The 18,319-nt window shown below is 48.6% G+C and carries 12 protein-coding genes; 7 read left to right on the top strand and 5 right to left on the bottom strand.

Translation table 11 applies throughout. From position 1 onward, the window contains the following. Positions 1–27 precede the first annotated feature (27 nt). The gene (gene argA / locus BTA51_RS00605) at positions 28–1,380 is read left to right on the top strand and encodes an amino-acid N-acetyltransferase (protein WP_246840867.1); all 1,353 of its coding nucleotides are present in this window, start codon (positions 28–30) and stop codon (positions 1,378–1,380) included. Here argA and BTA51_RS00600 read toward each other — a convergent pair. After that, positions 1,367–2,542, bottom strand: a complete 1,176-nt coding sequence (locus BTA51_RS00600) for an aminopeptidase (RefSeq protein ID WP_094705241.1) — start codon at positions 2,540–2,542, stop codon at positions 1,367–1,369. The two genes, argA and BTA51_RS00600, sit on opposite strands and share 14 nt — an antisense overlap. 107 nt (positions 2,543–2,649) lie before the next feature. On the opposite strand from BTA51_RS00600, the gene BTA51_RS00595 reads away from it, so the two are divergent. Beyond that, a complete protein-coding gene (locus tag BTA51_RS00595) occupies positions 2,650–6,588 on the top strand; it encodes a DUF1631 family protein (RefSeq protein WP_094705239.1) in 3,939 nt (1,312 codons plus the stop codon). Between the two features lie 18 nt (positions 6,589–6,606). Here the strand turns inward: BTA51_RS00595 and ntrC are convergent, their stop codons facing one another. The 4 genes from ntrC to glnA form a co-directional block, all read right to left on the bottom strand. Beyond that, positions 6,607–8,043, bottom strand: coding sequence for a nitrogen regulation protein NR(I) (gene ntrC / locus BTA51_RS00590; RefSeq protein WP_094705237.1), 1,437 nt, complete (start codon positions 8,041–8,043; stop codon positions 6,607–6,609). Continuing rightward, the gene (glnL, locus tag BTA51_RS00585) at positions 8,040–9,116 is read right to left on the bottom strand and encodes a nitrogen regulation protein NR(II) (protein WP_094705235.1); all 1,077 of its coding nucleotides are present in this window, start codon (positions 9,114–9,116) and stop codon (positions 8,040–8,042) included. Before glnL ends, ntrC begins: the two co-directional genes overlap by 4 nt. Before the next feature lie 253 nt (positions 9,117–9,369). Continuing rightward, complete coding sequence (locus BTA51_RS00580) at positions 9,370–9,864, bottom strand: DUF4124 domain-containing protein (RefSeq protein ID WP_246840866.1); 495 nt, start codon at positions 9,862–9,864, stop codon at positions 9,370–9,372. Positions 9,865–10,060: 196 nt separating this feature from the next. Continuing rightward, on the bottom strand, positions 10,061–11,467 hold the full coding sequence (gene glnA, locus BTA51_RS00575) for a glutamate--ammonia ligase (RefSeq protein WP_094706013.1): 1,407 nt from the start codon (positions 11,465–11,467) through the stop codon (positions 10,061–10,063). A gap of 519 nt (positions 11,468–11,986) precedes the next feature. Here glnA and typA point away from each other — a divergent pair. From typA to BTA51_RS00550, 5 genes are all read left to right on the top strand, one after another. Further along, entirely contained in the window at positions 11,987–13,807 is a 1,821-nt protein-coding gene (gene typA, locus BTA51_RS00570) for a translational GTPase TypA (protein ID WP_094705231.1), read from the top strand. A gap of 93 nt (positions 13,808–13,900) precedes the next feature. After that, the gene (locus BTA51_RS00565; RefSeq protein WP_094705229.1) at positions 13,901–14,860 is read left to right on the top strand and encodes an alpha/beta fold hydrolase; all 960 of its coding nucleotides are present in this window, start codon (positions 13,901–13,903) and stop codon (positions 14,858–14,860) included. 94 nt (positions 14,861–14,954) lie between these two features. Then, on the top strand, positions 14,955–15,392 hold the full coding sequence (dtd, locus tag BTA51_RS00560; RefSeq protein WP_094705227.1) for a D-aminoacyl-tRNA deacylase: 438 nt from the start codon (positions 14,955–14,957) through the stop codon (positions 15,390–15,392). 817 nt (positions 15,393–16,209) lie between these two features. Beyond that, positions 16,210–17,238, top strand: a complete 1,029-nt coding sequence (locus tag BTA51_RS00555) for a porin (protein WP_094705225.1) — start codon at positions 16,210–16,212, stop codon at positions 17,236–17,238. A 71-nt stretch (positions 17,239–17,309) separates the two neighbouring features. Next, complete coding sequence (locus BTA51_RS00550; RefSeq protein ID WP_094705223.1) at positions 17,310–18,266, top strand: CYTH domain-containing protein; 957 nt, start codon at positions 17,310–17,312, stop codon at positions 18,264–18,266. Positions 18,267–18,319 lie beyond the last annotated feature (53 nt).

Genomic DNA, 18,319 nt, shown 5'->3' with positions numbered 1-18,319 from the left:
TTCGGAGGATTAATTAGAGAAATGACCATGAATGACGGTAACCAGACAGACCCAGTAACCACCATGCCGAGAGACCCCTCCCAGCAGGTATACTGGTTCCGACATTCCGCGCCCTATATACATGCCTATCGAGGGCGAACTGTGGTCATTCTTATGCCGGGGGAAGTGCTTGCGGATAAGAAGCGAATGTCCACCATTGTGCAGGATATCGCTCTTCTGAGCAGTCTCGGTCTAAAGCTGGTAGTCGCCTATGGCGCGAGGCCTCAGATTGATGAGCGTTTGAATCAGTGTGGTTTGCCCGTAAAACTACATCATGGTCTGCGGATTACCGGCACCGAAGAATTGAGTTGTGTGACGGAAGTTGTGGGCCGCCTGCGCTCTGAGCTTGAAGCGCGTCTATCCATGGGATTGGCGAGTTCTCCAATGCATGGCGCGGCGCTACAGGTTTCCAGTGGCAATTTTGTTGTGGCGAGACCTGTAGGGGTCGTGGATGGTCTGGATATGTGTCATACCGGCCTTGTTCGGAAGGTGCATGCCGAATCGATTCATAAACATTTATCTATGGGACACATTGTTCTGTTGCCCACGGTCGGGTATTCGCCAACAGGAGAAATTTTCAATCTTTCTTGTGAGGACGTTGCAAGTTCGGCTGCTGTGGCTTTGAAAGCAGATAAACTGATTCTGCTCGGCCAGGAGCAGGGCGTGTTCAATCCTGATGGTCAGTTACTTCGGGAAATTTCTTTGGCACAGGCTCTCCAGCAGCTTGAGTTCATTGATAAAGGCTCAGAACAGCGGCGCAGGTTATTTTCCGTGTGCCGGGCGGTCCAGAATGGTGTTTCAAGGGCTCATTTAGTCAGTTACCACCAGGATGGTGCCTTGTTGCACGAGTTGTTTACCCGCGATGGTGTGGGCACGCTGGTGACAGATGAGTCCTACGATGAAATACGTCCGGCGACGATCGACGATGTTGGCGGAATCCTGGCGTTGATCAGACCTCTGGAAGAGCAGGGCGTTCTGGTTCGGCGCTCCCGGGAGTTACTGGAGCGCGAAATCGGGAACTTTATTGTGGATGATCGTGATGGTGCGATCATCGCCTGTGCGGCACTTTATATTTTTCCTGAAGAGAATTGTGCGGAGTTGGCCTGTGTTGCTGTCCGGCCCAGCTATGCCCGCCAGGGGAGGGGGGACAAGCTGCTTGCCGGCGCAGAGAAGCGCGCCAGGGATGCGGGGATGAAAGAGCTGTTTGTGCTGACTACCCAGACGTCGCACTGGTTTATTGAGCGGGGGTTTAAGCCTGCAACCGTGGGGCAACTACCTGTAGCCAAGCAGAATATGTATAACCTGCAGCGTAACTCCAAAGTCTTTATCAAGAGTCTGTAGCGATCCTGGAAGATCTCTGTTGCTGGGAATTGCTTGCCAGTTGATTGAGATCCTCCAGAATGTTTGTTCTCTCTTCTTTGGTAAGATCTTCAAGAGTCTTTGACCACTCGTAGAATGCTGTAAAGCTACCATCGAGAGATTGAAGTTTGTATCTCAATCCTGGAACCCATTGATGGTAGCTGACGACGGTCATCAGTTTGGCATTGTTCAGGGGGGAGTTGATCCAGTCCGCATAGGCATTCGAGATTCTGCCCCCGGAGACTTCCTGGCGATATCGGTGACGCAACTTATTGATGATGTCGGCTTTGGCTTGACGTTTTGCTGATTCTGGGAGTTCGCCTGCATACAAGTCTTTCAGCTCCTTAACGGTCGCCTGTACCATGTCGACGAATAGCTGTCTTTCCCTGAACCGATGTTGATAAAGTTGGATGTCTTCTGCTGACGTCTCGGAAGCCGTGCTGTTATTCCCTTCACTTCGGAAGGCTGAGCTCTGAACGTCTACGAATTTTTGTATGGCTTCCTGTTCTACCGCCGTGGCCCAACTTTCATTAAATGTGGTGTCATTTTTAATATATAACTTACGATGAGCGAGTTCATGGAAGAGGAGGGCTGCAAGGGATGTGCGATCATAGCCGATAAACGTGTTGAGTACCGGGTCATCGAACCAGCCAAGGGTTGAATAAGCGCTAACGCCGCCTACGTAAGTGTCGAAATTGTCCTGTTCCCACATCTGTTGAGCAGCCTCTGCATCCTCCTGATGAAAATATCCCTGATAAGCGACGCAGCCGGCAACGGGGTAGCACCAGGATTGGGATTTCATCTCAAGCTCCTGGGCGACAAATAAATTCCAGACCACATAGGGGCGATTCAGATCCACGTATTCGCTATAGGCCTGGTCAACCGGAAGTCCTAACTGTTGCTCTGCAAACTCTCTGATTTCAAGTACATAGCGAAGCTTCTCTTCCAATTTTTCCGGAGTTTGGTCATCATTGACCAACTGATCGATAGGCTGGCGTTGGGACAGCAGCTCCCATTGTCCTTTGATTGCCTGCCAAACGTAGCCGGTACTTTGGCAACCGTTCAGAAGTAAGGCGAGCACTGTAAACAACAGGCCGCGGAGTATCCTGGATTGATGGGGAAATAAAAAAAATGTGAATTGCATTCCGATAAGTTACCTCTTCCTCAGTACGGACTATACTGATATGGACATCCAAATCCACCACCGAATTTCAAAATAGCCAGGTTTACGGAATAAACTGTTAATCACAAATGTCTGAACCCCCAATACAACCATCAGATCATCAGGGTGCCGAGCGACGTGGGAGCAAGCGTCGTCCGATACAACTCCTGGCCACAATTGATTACCGTGGCGAGCCTGGACTGCAGTGCGAAATTGCCGATTTCTGCGCAGAGGGTGTCTTTGTCAAGCTGAGTGATGTTACCACTCAGAAGCTTAACAAGCTCCAATTCGGGCCCGGCCAGATTGTCCAGCTCACATTCCATGATCCCTTTGTTAACCGGGACCATTCATTGAGCGTTAAAGCGGTTCGCACCATGAATGGGGCATTTGGGGGGATGTTTACCAACGGCAATACTGGGGCGATTACGGCGTTATTGCGTATTTGTGGTGCCGAAAACCTGAAAGTATCTCAAAAACAGATGCAGCCGGAATCTGCGGCACTGCTGATGAGGCAATGTGAACGCATTATCCAGTCACATCTTAGTCCACTCGTCAGCAATTTTATTACCGCATTAGCTAAAGCATTCGACGAGGCTTTAACCTCTGCTGCGACTGATAATCAGAAGACCGAGCTGGTTGATTCCGTTATTTCTTTGAGGCAGCAGAGTGCCCTGATCGCTCCACAGTTCTTCAAATATATTTCCCAGGCGTTGGTGCCACGAAACAAAGGGCAGGAGTCTGACGAGAATTCGAGTGGCCCGGATTTATCTTTGATTGATAAAGCCGAGTTTGAAGATTGGCTGACGCTCAAGGTCATGGTCACTAAGGCTGAAACCACATACCGCGCTCATTTGTTACAGCTGAAGATGCGTTTTGATGCCCTGGGGATCCACTGTCAGAAAGGGTACAGCAATCCCGTCGGGCCGGCGTTAATTTGTTATGCCTTCCGAGACACCTTGATTGGCTTGAAGCTACCGCTGTCCGCAGAGCGTCTGTGCCTAAAGCAATTCGAGCTATCAGTGATGGCTGATCTGGAGCCCCTTTATCAAGAACTTGATGATCTGCTTGTACGGCAGGGGGTATTACCTGATCTTGACTTGAGCAAGTACATCAAGACACCGGAACAGAGTGAGAAGACTGCAGACAGCAAAGAAAAATCAGTCGCAGAAAAGCTGAAAGCTCCCGAAACTCAGAAGCCGGCTCCAGCGAAACCTCCAGCTTCTCCGCCAAATGAGCGGCAGGTTTCAAGCGCTAAGACTGAAGCGCCAAAGGAGCAAAAAACGGAGCAAGAAGAGCCTGATAATGTGACGACTTTGCATTCACGGTCAAGTCGCAAAGCCGGCAGCTTTTCAGAAGTCAGCTCCTATCTGGCCACAGCGGAGCAGAGTGTGGCAGCCGTCAACCGCTTATTGGCGGTGTTACATCAAAAGCCTCGTGTGTCTGGTAGTAATGCGCTGGCTGGTAGTCCATTCCCAAGCCAGGAACAGGCTCCGACATTTAAAAATGAGGAAGTGCTTGCCAACCTGAGCCAAGTTCAGACTGCACCTGTGTATCAGGATTCTCAAGTGGATGACAGTCTGCTAAGGGATCGTCTGTACCATATGATGAACAGTAATCATATGGGCCTCAAGTCATTCACTGAGGAGCAGGATAAGAATCTGGATGTTGTGGATCGCTTCTTTTGCAGTACGCTGAAGAATCCCAAGTTAACCAGCATTGCCAAGATGCAAATTAAAGGCCTCGAAGTGCCGGTGCTGAGGCTGTTAATGCGTAACCCTTCCTTCTTTGAGCAGACGGACAATTCTGCACAGAAGCTGATCAACCGGATCGCGCAGGTCGGGGTAAAAGGCGGGAGGATGAATGCCCATCAGGTCGAAAAGATCAATCGCGTAGTCTCTCGGATTCAGGAGGAGCATGAACATGATCCTGCTGTCTTTGAGGAGGCGCTTGCCGACGTTGACGAATTGGTTGAACGCCAAAATCTGCTATATCGACGCAACGTGGAAAGGGTGACCGCTGCAGCTGAAGGACAGCAGAAAGTTGAAGAAGCCCGAATTGCTGTCACCGATGCTTTGCGGAACCGGGTATTCGGCCGGCAGATCCCCAAGGCCATTGCGGCATTGATCAATGGAGGGTGGAAAGATCTGTTGAGTCTGGTTTATATCCGGCAGGGTCCCGAAAGCCAGGCATGGCAGGATTATTTGAGCGTTATTGATACCTTGCTGGCGATTTCCCGGGATCCGGAGTACCAGTACAACCTCCCGGACCTTCTTCGAATGATCCAGGAAGGTTTGGCGACCATCTCGTCAAATCACATGCCGTCTGGTCAGATCAGAGACGAGTTGAAGCGATTTCTGGTCAAGGCACCAGGTGGTGTGGAGCCAGAAATGATGGAGATGGCGGATGAGGCCGAGGAGGAATCTGCACAGGATATCAGTCTTATTCAGGATGCTCGTCAACGGGGTTTGCAGCGCTGGATCAATCGTGCCCAGAAACTCAGTGTTGGTGACTGGCTGCGGCTTGAGCGTGACAGCAATGAGCCGGAGTTCATCCGGTTGGTCTGGATAGGAAAGAACTTCACTCGCTATGTTTTCGTGAATCATCAGGGAATGAAAGTGATCGACCTTGATGCTTCTACCTTGGCCGCCTATCTGCAAAAAGGGATTGCAGTTCCCGACCCTGGAGTTTCCTTGCCGGTTGTTGACCAAAGTCTGGATATGATGGTGAAGGATCTGTATGAGCAGCTTAGTTTTGCCAGCACGCGTGATGAGCTTACAGGGCTTATGCTCAGGAAGGAGTTTGAGCGTCAGGTATTGGTCCGGCATACCAGTCTGGCACCGGAAGATACCATCAGCTGTATTTTGTTCAGTCTGGCCCAATTCCGTCTGATCAATGACTCAGCAGGAACTGAAGCGGGTGATGAGATTCTTAAAGAAGTCGCTAACCTTCTGAACGAGCACATGCCGAAAGGCGCTTTGATCTCCCGCTTTTCTGGGGACGAATTCATGGTGGTGATCAGTGAGCCGGCAGAAAAGTGGGTGTCGAATTTCATGGAGCAGATGAAACGGTACCGGCTGAACTGGATGGATCATACCTATGAGGCTCCTATGTATGCCGGGTATGTCGAGGTCAAGGGAGGGTTGCTGGACGTTCGCCATCTGGTGCAAGCGGCTGAAGATGCCTGTCGAAGTGCCAAGCGTAAAGGTACTGGCTCGATTGAAGAGTTCACTGTGGACCAACAGCAGATTGCCCAGCGGGATGCCATTGCCAATAAGGTCGCGAGCCTGGGCAAAAAGCTCGATGATGAGCGCCTGCTGTTGAGATGCCAGAAGATCATACCGCTACGTTCGGATTCAACCGTTGGTACCCAGCATGAAATACTGCTTAGTATCTATGATGATGACGGTCAATTGATTCCTGCCAGTAAGTTTATTCGGGCGGCTGAAAATTATAAGCGTATGCAGGAAGTGGATCGCTGGGTGGTCGGGCATATGCTCGATTGGATGGTGAATAACCATCGTAAGATCAGCCAGATAGGGGGCTTGAGTATCAACCTGAGTGGTCATTCACTAAATGATGAGTCTTTACTGGAATTTATTTTTGAGCGTTTAACGAAACAGGACTCTCCCATAGAGAAGATCACTTTCGAGCTAACGGAAGCCTCGGCTATTTCCAATCTCCACAATATTTCTGACTTTATTCAGGAGCTGCAGGAGTATGGTTGTCGTTTTTGCTTAGGGAACTATGGTTCTGGTGTTGCCAGTTATCAGTATCTCAAGCAACTGCCCGTCGATATGATCAAGATTGACGGAACGTTTATCCGGGAGTTGGAGAAGGATCAGAATGACCAGATGATGGTGCGCTCAATGACAGAAATGGCGCACTACCTGAATCGTGAAGTGATAGCCCCTCAGGTGGAAACCAAAGAAGCATTTGAAGTGTTGAAGCAGCTGGGTGTTGATTATGCCCAGGGTTACTACATCGAGAGGCCAAAATCGCTGGCTAACCTCTGGTCTTCCCTGGGCTGAGGTTGAAGCTGAGGTAAATCAGTCTTCATCCTCTCCATCATCATGTCCACCCATATCCAGTTCTTTGATTTTGCGGGTCAGAGTATTGCGCCCCCAGCCTAACAGCACGGCCGCATCCCGCTTACGCCCGGCCGTCTGTTTCAAAGCGGATTCAATCATGATTCTTTCGAAGGTGGGCACGGCGGTATCCAGCAGACCCTGGTGTCCTTTCTTCAACTCCAGCTCTGCCCAGTCTCTCAGTGATTCCTGCCAATCCTGAGTCGGGCTCTTGGAGGTTGCCTGTGCTTGTAGCTCAGGCGGAAGGTCGCTGATATGTATTTCCCGTCCGGAGGCCATCACGGTCAGCCAGCGGCAAGTATTCTCCAATTGCCGAACGTTACCCTGCCAGAGTAGCGTGCACATGTACTCTTCAGTATCGGGTTTGAGAATTTTAGGTTCGACATTGAGTTCCTCGGCGGCTTGCTTCAGAAAGTGCCGAGCCAGTCTGGGAATGTCCTCCCTGCGCTCACTGAGCTTGGGGAGGTGCATCCGTATTACGTTGAGCCGGTGAAATAAGTCTTCGCGGAACCTTCCTTCATGCACCAGTGTTTCGAGGTTCTGGTGAGTCGCAGCGATAATCCGGACGTCTACCTTGATGGGGGTTGTTCCACCGACCCGATAGAATTCCCCGTCAGCAAGTACCCTCAATAGTCGGGTCTGAGTGTCTGGGGGCATATCGCCGATTTCGTCCAGAAACAGCGTGCCGCCATTCGCTTGCTCAAATCTGCCCTGGCGCTGACCGCCCGCTCCGGTAAAGGATCCTTTCTCATGGCCAAAGAGTTCGGACTCAATCAGGTCTTTCGGAATGGCGGCCATATTGAGGGCAATGAACGATTTATCTGACCGTGGGCTGTGTTGGTGCAGAGCTCTGGCAACTAATTCTTTACCGGTACCGGATTCGCCATTAATCAGAACAGTGATGTTGCTGTGGGAGAGTCTTCCGATCGCTCGGAAAACCTCCTGCATGGCTGGAGCCTCACCGATAATCTCCGTGTTTTGGGTCATCGGGTCCAACGACGCAGGCTGACTGACAGCCATCTGCTCCCTTGCATGGGCGACAGCACGCTTCACTAATGAAACGGCATCATCCACATCAAATGGTTTGGGCAGATATTCAAACGCACCACGCTGGTAGGATGATACGGCGCTATCCAGGTCGGAATGCGCGGTCATGATAATAACCGGCAGGTGTGGGAAATTGGAATGTATCTGGTTAAGCAGGTCGAGCCCGTCAATTCCAGGCATTCGGATGTCGCTCAATATCGCATCTGGCTGTTCGCGCTCCAGTCGATTCAGGATGCCTTCACCGGATTCAAATGAACGGGTATTGAGTTCTGCCTGCTCCAATGCCTTTTCCAGAACCCACCTGATAGATCGGTCATCGTCGATGATCCAGACGTTGGGGGTTGCGTTCATAATGTTGGCTCCAATGGAATATAGATGATGAAATTAGTGCGTCCGGCCTCACTTTCGCATTCCACCAGGCCATGATGCTGGCCGATGATGCTCTGAGTAATGGAGAGGCCTAATCCAGTCCCCTGTGCCCTGCCGCTGACCATGGGGTAAAAAATGTTTTTGAGGAAATCCGGAGGAATTCCCGGGCCGTTGTCGATAATGTCCACGCGCAATACCAGGCGATGACGGGTGTGGCCAATGGTGATTTGTCGTAATGGCCTGGTGCGAAAAATAATTTCAGGGCTTTCAACAGGGGGGGCGGCAGCTTCCAGTGCCTGTAAAGCGTTTCGAGCAATATTCAGAAATGCCTGGATAAGTTGCTCCTTGTCTCCGGGAAATTCCGGCAGGCTTGGGTCGTAGTCTTTGACCAGTCTAACTTTGCCATGACTCTCCACTTCTATCAGACTGACGACCCTTTCCAATACTTCATGGATGTTGGTGGGATCCTGCTTGAAGGTTTGATTTGGGCCCAGCATGCGGTCAACCAGATTACGCAGGCGGTCTGCCTCCGCAATGATGATGCTGGTATAGTCATGCAGGCCTTCTTCTTTAAGCTCTTTATCCAATAGTTGGGCAGCGCCCCTAATCCCACCTAAGGGATTCTTGATTTCATGGGCGAGACCGCGAACCAAAATGCGGGAGGTTTCCTGCTTTGCCAGTAACTCTTCCTCCCTGCTGATACGCAGAAGACGGTCCCGTGCCTGAATCTCCATCAGGATGAATGAATAGCCGTTATCGCTTATGGGGACTACTGTATAGTCCACCGATAGCCGGCTTCCCGACGGCAGCAAAAACTCTGCTTCTCTTTGTGTGTACGAATACCCGGTGCGCAGACATTCCTGAAGTCCGATCAACGTGGACACCTGATCCACCAGTAGACTGTTAATCGAGGTTCCAAGCGCTCGTTGCTCACTGATTTCCAATAGCATTTCCGCGGCAGAGTTGCTGTAGGAAACACAAAGGTCATCATTGAGTACAAGGACTGCAGTGTTGAGATTATCGAGTAAACGTTCCTGGGTACTGGCTGGCAGCATAGTTATAACCTGATGTTTTAATTTGCGAATGCAATATCCAAACCATCTTTGCCGTATTCAGGTGCGAATTTCGTACTTGTTTGCACAGCTCTGGGGCGATACCGGGAGGGGGCTAAAACAATGGCGCTCTGTGCATAACGGACTCCGCCTGATTTTGGCAAGTTATGGAGCACTGGATAGCAAACGCACTATCCAGGGACACCTTATGCACAAAGTCTATGCCTGTTTTAGTTGTTATGCACCAATTTGGTGCTTAATTCTTCTTGAGTACTGAGGGGCGGTGTATGGTGAAGGTTACGCTGGGGCCGCTCTGAACTACGCTACTGTTGTCAATAATGTCGAGCTGGAGTACATGGGTACCTCGATCAATATTGGTAAGCGTGAAAAAGCCGGCTTTAGTTGTGCCCATTACTGAGCCATCCATCGTCAGGCGTAAGGAGTGATTGGGTAACAGGTCTGGCGACACTTCAGTCAACACGGTGATATTACCGTCGCCGGAATGAAAGGCGCTACCATTCTCTGGGAAGGTAATCTGAAGCCGCTTATATTGAAGAGGTGGTGGGGTGTCCTCTCCTGAGGTTGTGGCTGGGAGATTGGACAATTTAGGCAAGGATATTGTTGCTGGATCCTGTACCTCGATTTTGGTGGCGCCATCTCTGGGTTGGTCGCTGTACTCAACATTGCCCTGGTCGTCGACCCAGCGATAAATCTCGGCTGATAGAGGTTGTGAAGCTATCAGCGATGCCATACATACTGCGGATATCCAATTCGTTTTCAACATCCTGGCTCTTTTTGTGTAGGAATATCTGTTCACCGATAACGGGTATAAGCAACTCTAGCACGGATTTAGCAAAAAAAAACCCTGCCATTGCTGAAAGCCTTGGCAGGGTCTATTTGCCTTGTAAAACCGCAGGTTATCTCTGTAGTTTTACGCTACTCGGTGATTAGACTGAGTAGTACATGTCGAACTCAACTGGGTGAGTCGTCATGTTCAGGCGAGTTACTTCATTGCGCTTCAGATCGATGTAGCCAGCGATCATGTCTTCGGTGAATACGCCGCCCTTGGTCAGGAACTCGTGGTCTTGCTCCAGGTAGTTCAGAGCCTGCTCCAGAGAGTTACAAACGGTCGGGATGTTGGCAGCTTCTTCAGCTGGCAGATCGTACAGATCTTTGTCCATGGCATCGCCAGGGTGAATCTTGTTCTGGATGCCGTCCAGACCAGCCATCAACATTGCTGCGAATGCCAGGTATGGGTTTGCAGAAGGATCCGGGAAGCGAACTTCGATACGGCGTGCTTTTGGGTTGGTAACGAAAGGAATCCGGATAGATGCTGAACGGTTACGCGCAGAGTAGGCCAGCATTACAGGAGCTTCGAAACCTGGAACCAAACGCTTATATGCGTTGGTTGAAGCATTAGTGAAAGCGTTCAGTACACGGGCGTGTTTGATGATGCCGCCAATGTAGTACAGAGCTATGTCGCTCAGGCCGGCATAGCCGTCACCAGCGAAGATATTCTTGCCATCTTTTGACAGAGACTGGTGGCAGTGCATGCCGGAGCCGTTATCACCAACAACAGGCTTAGGCATGAACGTCGCTGTTTTGCCATAAGCGTGAGCCACATTATGGACGCAGTACTTAAGGATCTGAACTTCGTCAGCTTTAAGGGTCAGTGTGTTAGCGCCAACACCGATCTCGCACTGGCCGGCAGTACCCACTTCGTGGTGGTGTACTTCAATTTCCAGGCCCATTGCTTCCATTGCTGCACACATTGCGCCGCGCAGGTCATGCAGAGAATCAACTGGAGGAACGGGGAAATAACCGCCTTTTACGCCTGGACGGTGACCAATGTTGTTGCGGTCGAAATCTTCACCAGAAACCCAAGCGGCTTCCTCGGAGAAAATGTCGTATGAAGCTCCGCGCATGCCAACGTCCCATTTAACGCTGTCAAATACGAAAAACTCAGGCTCTGGACCAAACAATACAGTGTCAGCAATACCAGTAGACTTCAGGTATTCTTCGGCGCGTTGTGCGATAGAGCGAGGATCGCGCTCGTAGCCTTGCATGGTGGAAGGCTCAATAATGTTACACGTCAGGTTCAGAGTGGTTTCTTCGGTGAACGGATCAATTACGGCAGTAGCATCGTCCGGCATCAGGATCATGTCGGATTCGTTAATACCTTTCCAGCCGGCGATTGAGGAACCGTCAAACATTTTTCCTTCTTGGAAAAAGTCGTCTTTGACTTCTGAAGAGGGGATGGTCACATGCTGTTCTTTACCTTTGGAGTCGGTAAAGCGTAAATCAACCCATTTAACTTCGTGCTCTTTCAAGAGATTCAGAGTTTTCTCTGACATTCCAGTTACTCCGTATTTATTGGTGTATGTTTGTTGAGATGATGCCGGAACATCCATTCGCCCACCCACTCCTCAAACTAGCGCCGAAGGTAAGCGTTCCGGGAAGTCTAAGAGCGCAAAATCATATCACGCCTATTTTATAGTTGCTTCTGGTTTTTATCCGCAGCAAATGTAGCCAGTTAAAGCAATTTGTCTGCCAACATTTGAGCCTGCCTCAGGCGCATTGAAAATCAAGGAAAGAGACGAACTGTAGCTATAAAGGGCGTAAAATTCCTGTCAAAATTATGCACCATAATTGTGCGCAAAAATCTTGGCGTGACCCAAAGTGGTGCTTTGTGCACCATTTTTGGGAGGGTATGAGATTGAATGAGTTGCCATTCGAGAGAATTTGGTTTTCGTTGAAAAAGATTTCACAACATTTGTATAAAACTAAACCATCTCTCTTGTATAATATCGCGCCTTTTTGCGGTTGAAGTCCCAGATTACGGACCGCCTAACCTCGAACTAGAGAATTTGATTGTGATTGAGAAGTTAAGAAATATTGCCATTATCGCGCACGTAGACCATGGCAAAACCACTTTGGTTGACAAGCTGTTACAGCAGTCCGGGACTTTGGGCCGTAAGGACATGGGTGCCGAGCGTATTATGGATTCCAATGACCAGGAGCGAGAGCGCGGCATTACCATTTTGGCCAAGAATACAGCCATCAAGTGGAATGATTACCGTATCAATATCGTTGATACTCCTGGGCACGCGGATTTTGGTGGAGAGGTTGAGCGTGTTCTGTCTATGGTGGACTCAGTGCTACTGCTTGTTGATGCAGTGGACGGACCAATGCCTCAAACCCGTTTTGTGACTCAAAAGGCATTCGACCAGGGGCTGAAGCCTATTGTTGTTATCAACAAAATTGACCGTCCGGGTGCTCGTCCTGATTGGGTTATCAATGAAGTATTCGATCTGTTTGATCGTCTTGGGGCGACAGAAGAGCAGCTTGATTTCCCTATCGTATACGCTTCTGCCCTTAATGGTATTGCGGGTATGGACCCGGATGACATGTCAGAAGATATGGCGCCGCTATTTGAAATGATTGTGGATAGGGTTCCATCTCCAGATGTTGATGCAGATGGCCCTTTCCAGATGCAGATCAGTGCTCTCGACTATAACAGCTATGTTGGCGTTATTGGGGTTGGGCGTGTTACCCGTGGCAAGGTTAAAACCAATACTCCTGTGGTTGTCGTTGATCGGGATGGTAATAAGCGTAATGCGCGTGTGTTGTCTGTAATGGGATATCACGGCCTGGAGCGTCAGGAAGTGCCAGAAGCACAAGCGGGCGATATTATTTGTATCACCGGGATAGATGCATTGAATATCTCTGATACTCTTTGCTCTCCGGAAGCTCCTGAAGCCTTGCCAGCTCTTACTGTTGATGAGCCGACAGTCAGTATGACCTTCCAGGTAAACGACAGCCCCTTTGCCGGAAAAGAAGGGAAGTATATTACCAGCCGCAACATTAAGGAGCGTCTGGAGAAAGAGTTGTTGTACAACGTGGCTCTTCGCGTGGAACAGGGCGAGTCGCCGGACAAGTTCAAGGTATCTGGTCGTGGAGAGCTGCATCTTTCTGTTCTGATCGAAACTATGCGTCGCGAGGGCTTCGAGCTGGGAGTTTCTCGTCCGGAAGTTATCATCAAGGAAGAAGACGGTCAAAAGGTTGAGCCTTTCGAACAGGTGATCATAGATATTGAAGATGAGCACCAAGGCCCGATCATGGAAGAGATGGGGCTGCGTCGTGGGGAACTGGTAAACATGGTTCCAGATGGTAAAGGTCGTACACGTCTTGAGTTTGTATTGCCGTCTCGCGGTTTGATAGGTTTCAGGTCTCAGTTTTTGACCATGACCTCAGGAACGGGAATTCTTACGCATATTTTCGATCATTATGGTCCTTATAAAGATGGTGTCGATGTTGAGCGCAATAATGGTGTGCTGATTTCGAATGTTGCAGGCAAGGTCCTTGCGTATGCACTGTTCAATCTCCAGGACCGTGGACGTCTCTTTGTGGATCCCAATATTGAAGTATATGAAGGGATGGTTATCGGTTTGCACAGCCGGGATAACGACCTGGTGGTCAATCCAACAAAGGCCAAGCAGTTGACGAATATCCGGGCAGCAGGGACTGATGAGAATATTCTTTTGACGCCACCCATCAGGTTCTCACTTGAGCAGGCTCTGGAATTTATTGAAGACGATGAGCTGGTTGAGGTTACTCCGGCTTCTATCCGGTTAAGGAAGAAGCTCCTAAAAGAGCATGAGCGTAAGCGTGCGGACCGGAGTAAAGAGGCTTAATTGATTTCCTTGTCGTAACAGAGTGATCTGCTTTTCGGAGTGAAAAGTGGGTGTTATAGTGATGGCATTCATTGACTGGACGGAAAAGGTCGGATGCTCACCCCTTACCCAGAAATAACGCCCTACAACTCTGGTTCGATAGAGATTGATAAAGACCACATTATTCACTTTGATGAAACGGGTAACCCGGAAGGGTTGCCCGTTTTTGTTTTGCATGATGGGCCAGGTGGTGGTTCTGACCCGTTTCACAGGCGTCTCTTTGATGCTGAAAAATACCGTATCATTCAGTATGACCAGAAAGGCACTGGCCGATCATTGCCATTAGGTGAGGTGAAGGGATGGAATGTCTCTCAGGCTACTTCAGATTTGCGGGCGCTAATCGAGAAGTTGGGGCTTGAAAGTGTCTCCCTGGTAGGGTTTGGTTGGGGCGCGCGCATTGCTGTAGATTATTCCATGGCCTATCCGGGACAATTAAATGGAATGATACTTTGCGGCTACGGGTTTTGTGATCATCACTCCGTAAAATGGTTGCTCGATAATGGAGCGCCTAATCTCTTTCCTGATCATTTCCAAGAGCTGATAAATCGTTTGGGTGGCGGCCCATCCGTTCCTGTTATGTCTGCGATGGAAGATATGTTGCTGGGGGCCAATGAGTTGGAGCAGATTCAGGCTGCGAAGGCTTGGGCTAAATGGTTGGCCAAAATATCCACGCTTCATTGTCAGCCGCATTTGATTGATCAGTATGTTCATCCTCATAACGCGATCACCCTCGCTAAATTTGGCGTTTCGGTATTTCGAGAATTGTCGGAAACAGAACGGTCTGTCTCAATTGTTCCTGATAGTATTCCTGCTACGATAGTGCATGGGCGGTATGACGCAGTAACTCCTCTGGAGGTTTCTTATAGCTTGCATCAGCGCAGTTCAGGTAGCGAGTTGGTGGTGGTCAGAGATGCGGGGCATTCTCCGCATGATCCAGCTATGGCGGATGCAATGATCCGGATAATCGGCCAGTTGGCGGATCGTCTGGGTGGATATGGGAAGCTTAATGGCTAGTGGGAGAGTGTTGGAGGGATATATAAAGTAGAGTGCTAATGTAAGTCTGAATAAATAACCATAAAAAATAACGAGCGATAGAACCGGAGTGTATATGAAGGGATTATTGCAAAGAGTGTCGGAAGCCAGTGTTGCTGTTGATGGTGTTGTTCGGGGTGAAATCGGGAACGGTTTGGTATTGTTCCTTGCGGTGGAGGCCCATGATGACGAGCAATCAGCAGATAAGTTGCTGGCAAAAGTGTTAAGTTACAGGGTTTTTGAGGATGAGCAGGCAAAGATGAATCTTAGCCTTCTGGATGTGCATGGAGAGCTGATGATAGTGTCACAGTTCACCCTGGCTGCTGATACTCGTAAAGGCATGCGACCAAGTTTTACTAAAGCAGCTGAGCCGGAAAAGGGCGATGAACTCTACCGCTATTTTGTAGAGCAGGCTGGTACCCGAGGTGTCAGAATCGTGACGGGTGAATTTGGGGCTGATATGTTGGTAAATATTCAAAATAGAGGTCCGGCAACTTTCTTGCTGGAAGTTTAGAGGTTGATCAAGGATCCTCCAGTAGAATTCATTCCTGCGACGAATTTTGTCATAGGAATGAAATGACATCTGGTTACAAAATGATACCTTTGGCTAGTTTGGTGTTTCGGAAATCCCCTATAAGATGTCCGCACCAATTTGACTATGCGTTTGATATAGTACGGCTGGGTTCTAGTAACTCGCCGCTCTTTCAAGTCGCAAGTGTTTCAATGTGGTGCAATAAAAAAACGTAGGCGCACCAATTTGGTGGTGCTATATACCATTGTAATACCGGTGATGCCTTCTAACCTGATGATTTGTTTAAAAAACGATGAGTTGGCAAAGTTTCTGCTCTTGTAGGTTCGCAAATCAACCAGGTGTTTTGTTACAAAAAAAGTCGTTAATTGCACTTTTTTGGTTGCAAAGTCTTCAATGTTGTATTACATATTGATATTAATTCTGTTTGTTAAGAGTTCGATGTAACTTATTGTTTGAAAGGGAATTTCTAAATTGCAAGCATGAAAGCTGCAGTAGTAACTTCAATAAGTTGTTGATAGGTAAGGAATTTAAGCCTCTTTGGCTGACCTTCAGTGATGATGTGTAGGTAAGTTTCGCTTACTGAAAATAGGTAATACTATCAACATTCTCGAAACTGATGGGTTCGCTCATTAAAGAGGAGGCTTGAATATCTGATAAAACATCGAATTGCAAAATGTCATCAAAATGACATAATTCCGAAATATAAATGGGCGCTCATATCGCCCTGAATAATGAAAAAATGTGGCTTTTAACCATCAACATCGAAAGAAGTTGATTTAACACACAAAAGGAAGACGAAATGAAAAAGACTTTGATCGCTTCAGCTGTTGCAGCTGTGTCTATGGCGTCTGTTGCTCAAGCAGCCGAAATGGCTAACATGCCTGAGTTCTACGGTAACATCCAGTTGGCTTATGTTCACAACTCTACCGAGCAAGGCAGCACCGAAACCACTTCCAATGACTTCGCTGACAATGGTTCTACTATTGGTTGGAAGCATAGTCATGAAATTTCTCCTGGATTGACCGGTTTTCTGAAAGTTGAAGTTGACTTCGACGCTGATGACAAGAGCACTAGTCAAGTAAGCAACGGCTATGACGTTGATAACGACGGTAACGATGATGCTACCGATACTGCATTTGCTCAGCTTGATGAAGCGTATATCGGTGTTAAAGGTGACTTCGGTTCTGTACAAATCGGTTCTGATGACACCGTATACGAGTGGTGGGATGTTATTGATATCTCTGAAGCTGTTGGTATTTCTGGTGAGTTTAAAACCGCTGCTGTACACGAGGGCGACAATGTTCAGTATGTATCCCCAACTATTGCTGGCGGTCTGACTATCGGTGTTACTATGGCTCTGGATAGCACTGAGACTCATACTGGTGCTTTGGGTGCTAAGTACAAAACTGACATGTTTGAAGTCATCCTGGGTTACTCTATGGGCCGTGAAGAAGCTGGTGTAGACACTGGTGACGGTATTGGTCTGGGCGCTAAGGTGTTCTTGGGAGACCTGACTCTGGGTGCTCAGTACGAGACTAAGTCTGCTGACTCATCTGCTGGTGTAGATGACAAATCAACTGATCAGTCTGGCTATGGCTTGATCGCTATCTACTCTCTGGGTGCATCTCAGCTGGCGGCTGGTTACTACGCAGACGAAGACGATCAAACTAACGCTGTAGAAAATAGCCAGTTTTATCTGCAGGCTCTGCACAATGTATCTGATAACATGTACGCTTACGTTGAATATGTATCTGGTACTAAAGAGCAGTCTGGTAGCCAGGATATCGATACTGAAGACTTCGCTATCGGCGCAACCTACACCTTCTAATCTTCCCTGATTATAAAGTGTAAAGAAAAACCGGCTTCGGCCGGTTTTTTCGTTTCTATTGGTTTATATAAATGAATGAGATTGAAATAAAACTCAGCTTCCCTAGTGCTAGTGAAGACATAGTCTTGCGTGAACTGACGACTTTGCTCGAAAAAAAAGGAAATTCCAGGGGCCTTTCCAATACATACTATGACACGCCAGAGTTATCTCTGCGAAAGTCTCGATGGGCATTGAGAGTGCGTGACATGGGGGGTGGCAGGTATGAGCAGACGGTTAAAGGAATGGGGAAGGCGCAGGCGGGGTTGCACCAGAGAATAGAGCATAACTGGCCGATAAGTTCCAAAGCATTGGATCTTGGTCTGCTAAAAAAAGTTTCTGAATTTCCTGCGGAGAATGTCCGAAAAGTGCAGCCAGTGTTCTTAACAGACTTTGTGAGGACAGCTTGGAAAATTGAAAGCGCATCCGCTCAGAATGATGCTCTTGTGGGTATGGGGAATGATGATTTCCAAATTGAAATAGCATGTGATCTTGGTGTTATTAAAGTAGATGGACGACAAGATTCGCCTATTTCTGAGATTGAGCTTGAGTTGCTGCATGGGCAGGTCGAGTCTTTGATTTCGGTCGGAAAAAGGCTGGTTGAAAGCATTCCATGTTGGCTGTATACGCCCAGTAAGGCCGCCAGAGGTTATGGGTTGCTTGCAGGAGGGTGCGGATTCAATTCCAGTGAAATTAACTCGATTGCTACGCTGAGTAACTGGGTTGATGTTATGGGGCGATTTGTGCAGAAATTAGCCAACGTTACTCCTGGCAGTGTTGAAATTAGTGATTTTTCTTTATTGATTGAAGTGCTGGAGAAGAAGGTGCTTGAGGCTAATTTTGCCGGCGATCCTTGGGATGAATTGATCGTAGAATCTAGGGCTCTTGCGAAAATTAACGGGCTAGAGGAATTAGCTCATAAAATGAGCCGATCAACATGGTTGGGGCGAGCTGGGATGGCAATTCTTAGTGCCTCACTCGGAAATGAGTAGCTCTCAAATTCAGCTCTGAAAGGAAAGAAGATTCTCTCATCATTTGTTGGACT

The organism is Hahella sp. CCB-MM4, assembly GCF_002260525.1.
GTDB lineage: Bacteria > Pseudomonadota > Gammaproteobacteria > Pseudomonadales > Oleiphilaceae > Hahella.
Note: the sequence above shows the minus strand (reverse complement) of the source record. Positions and strands in the feature narration are given on the sequence as shown.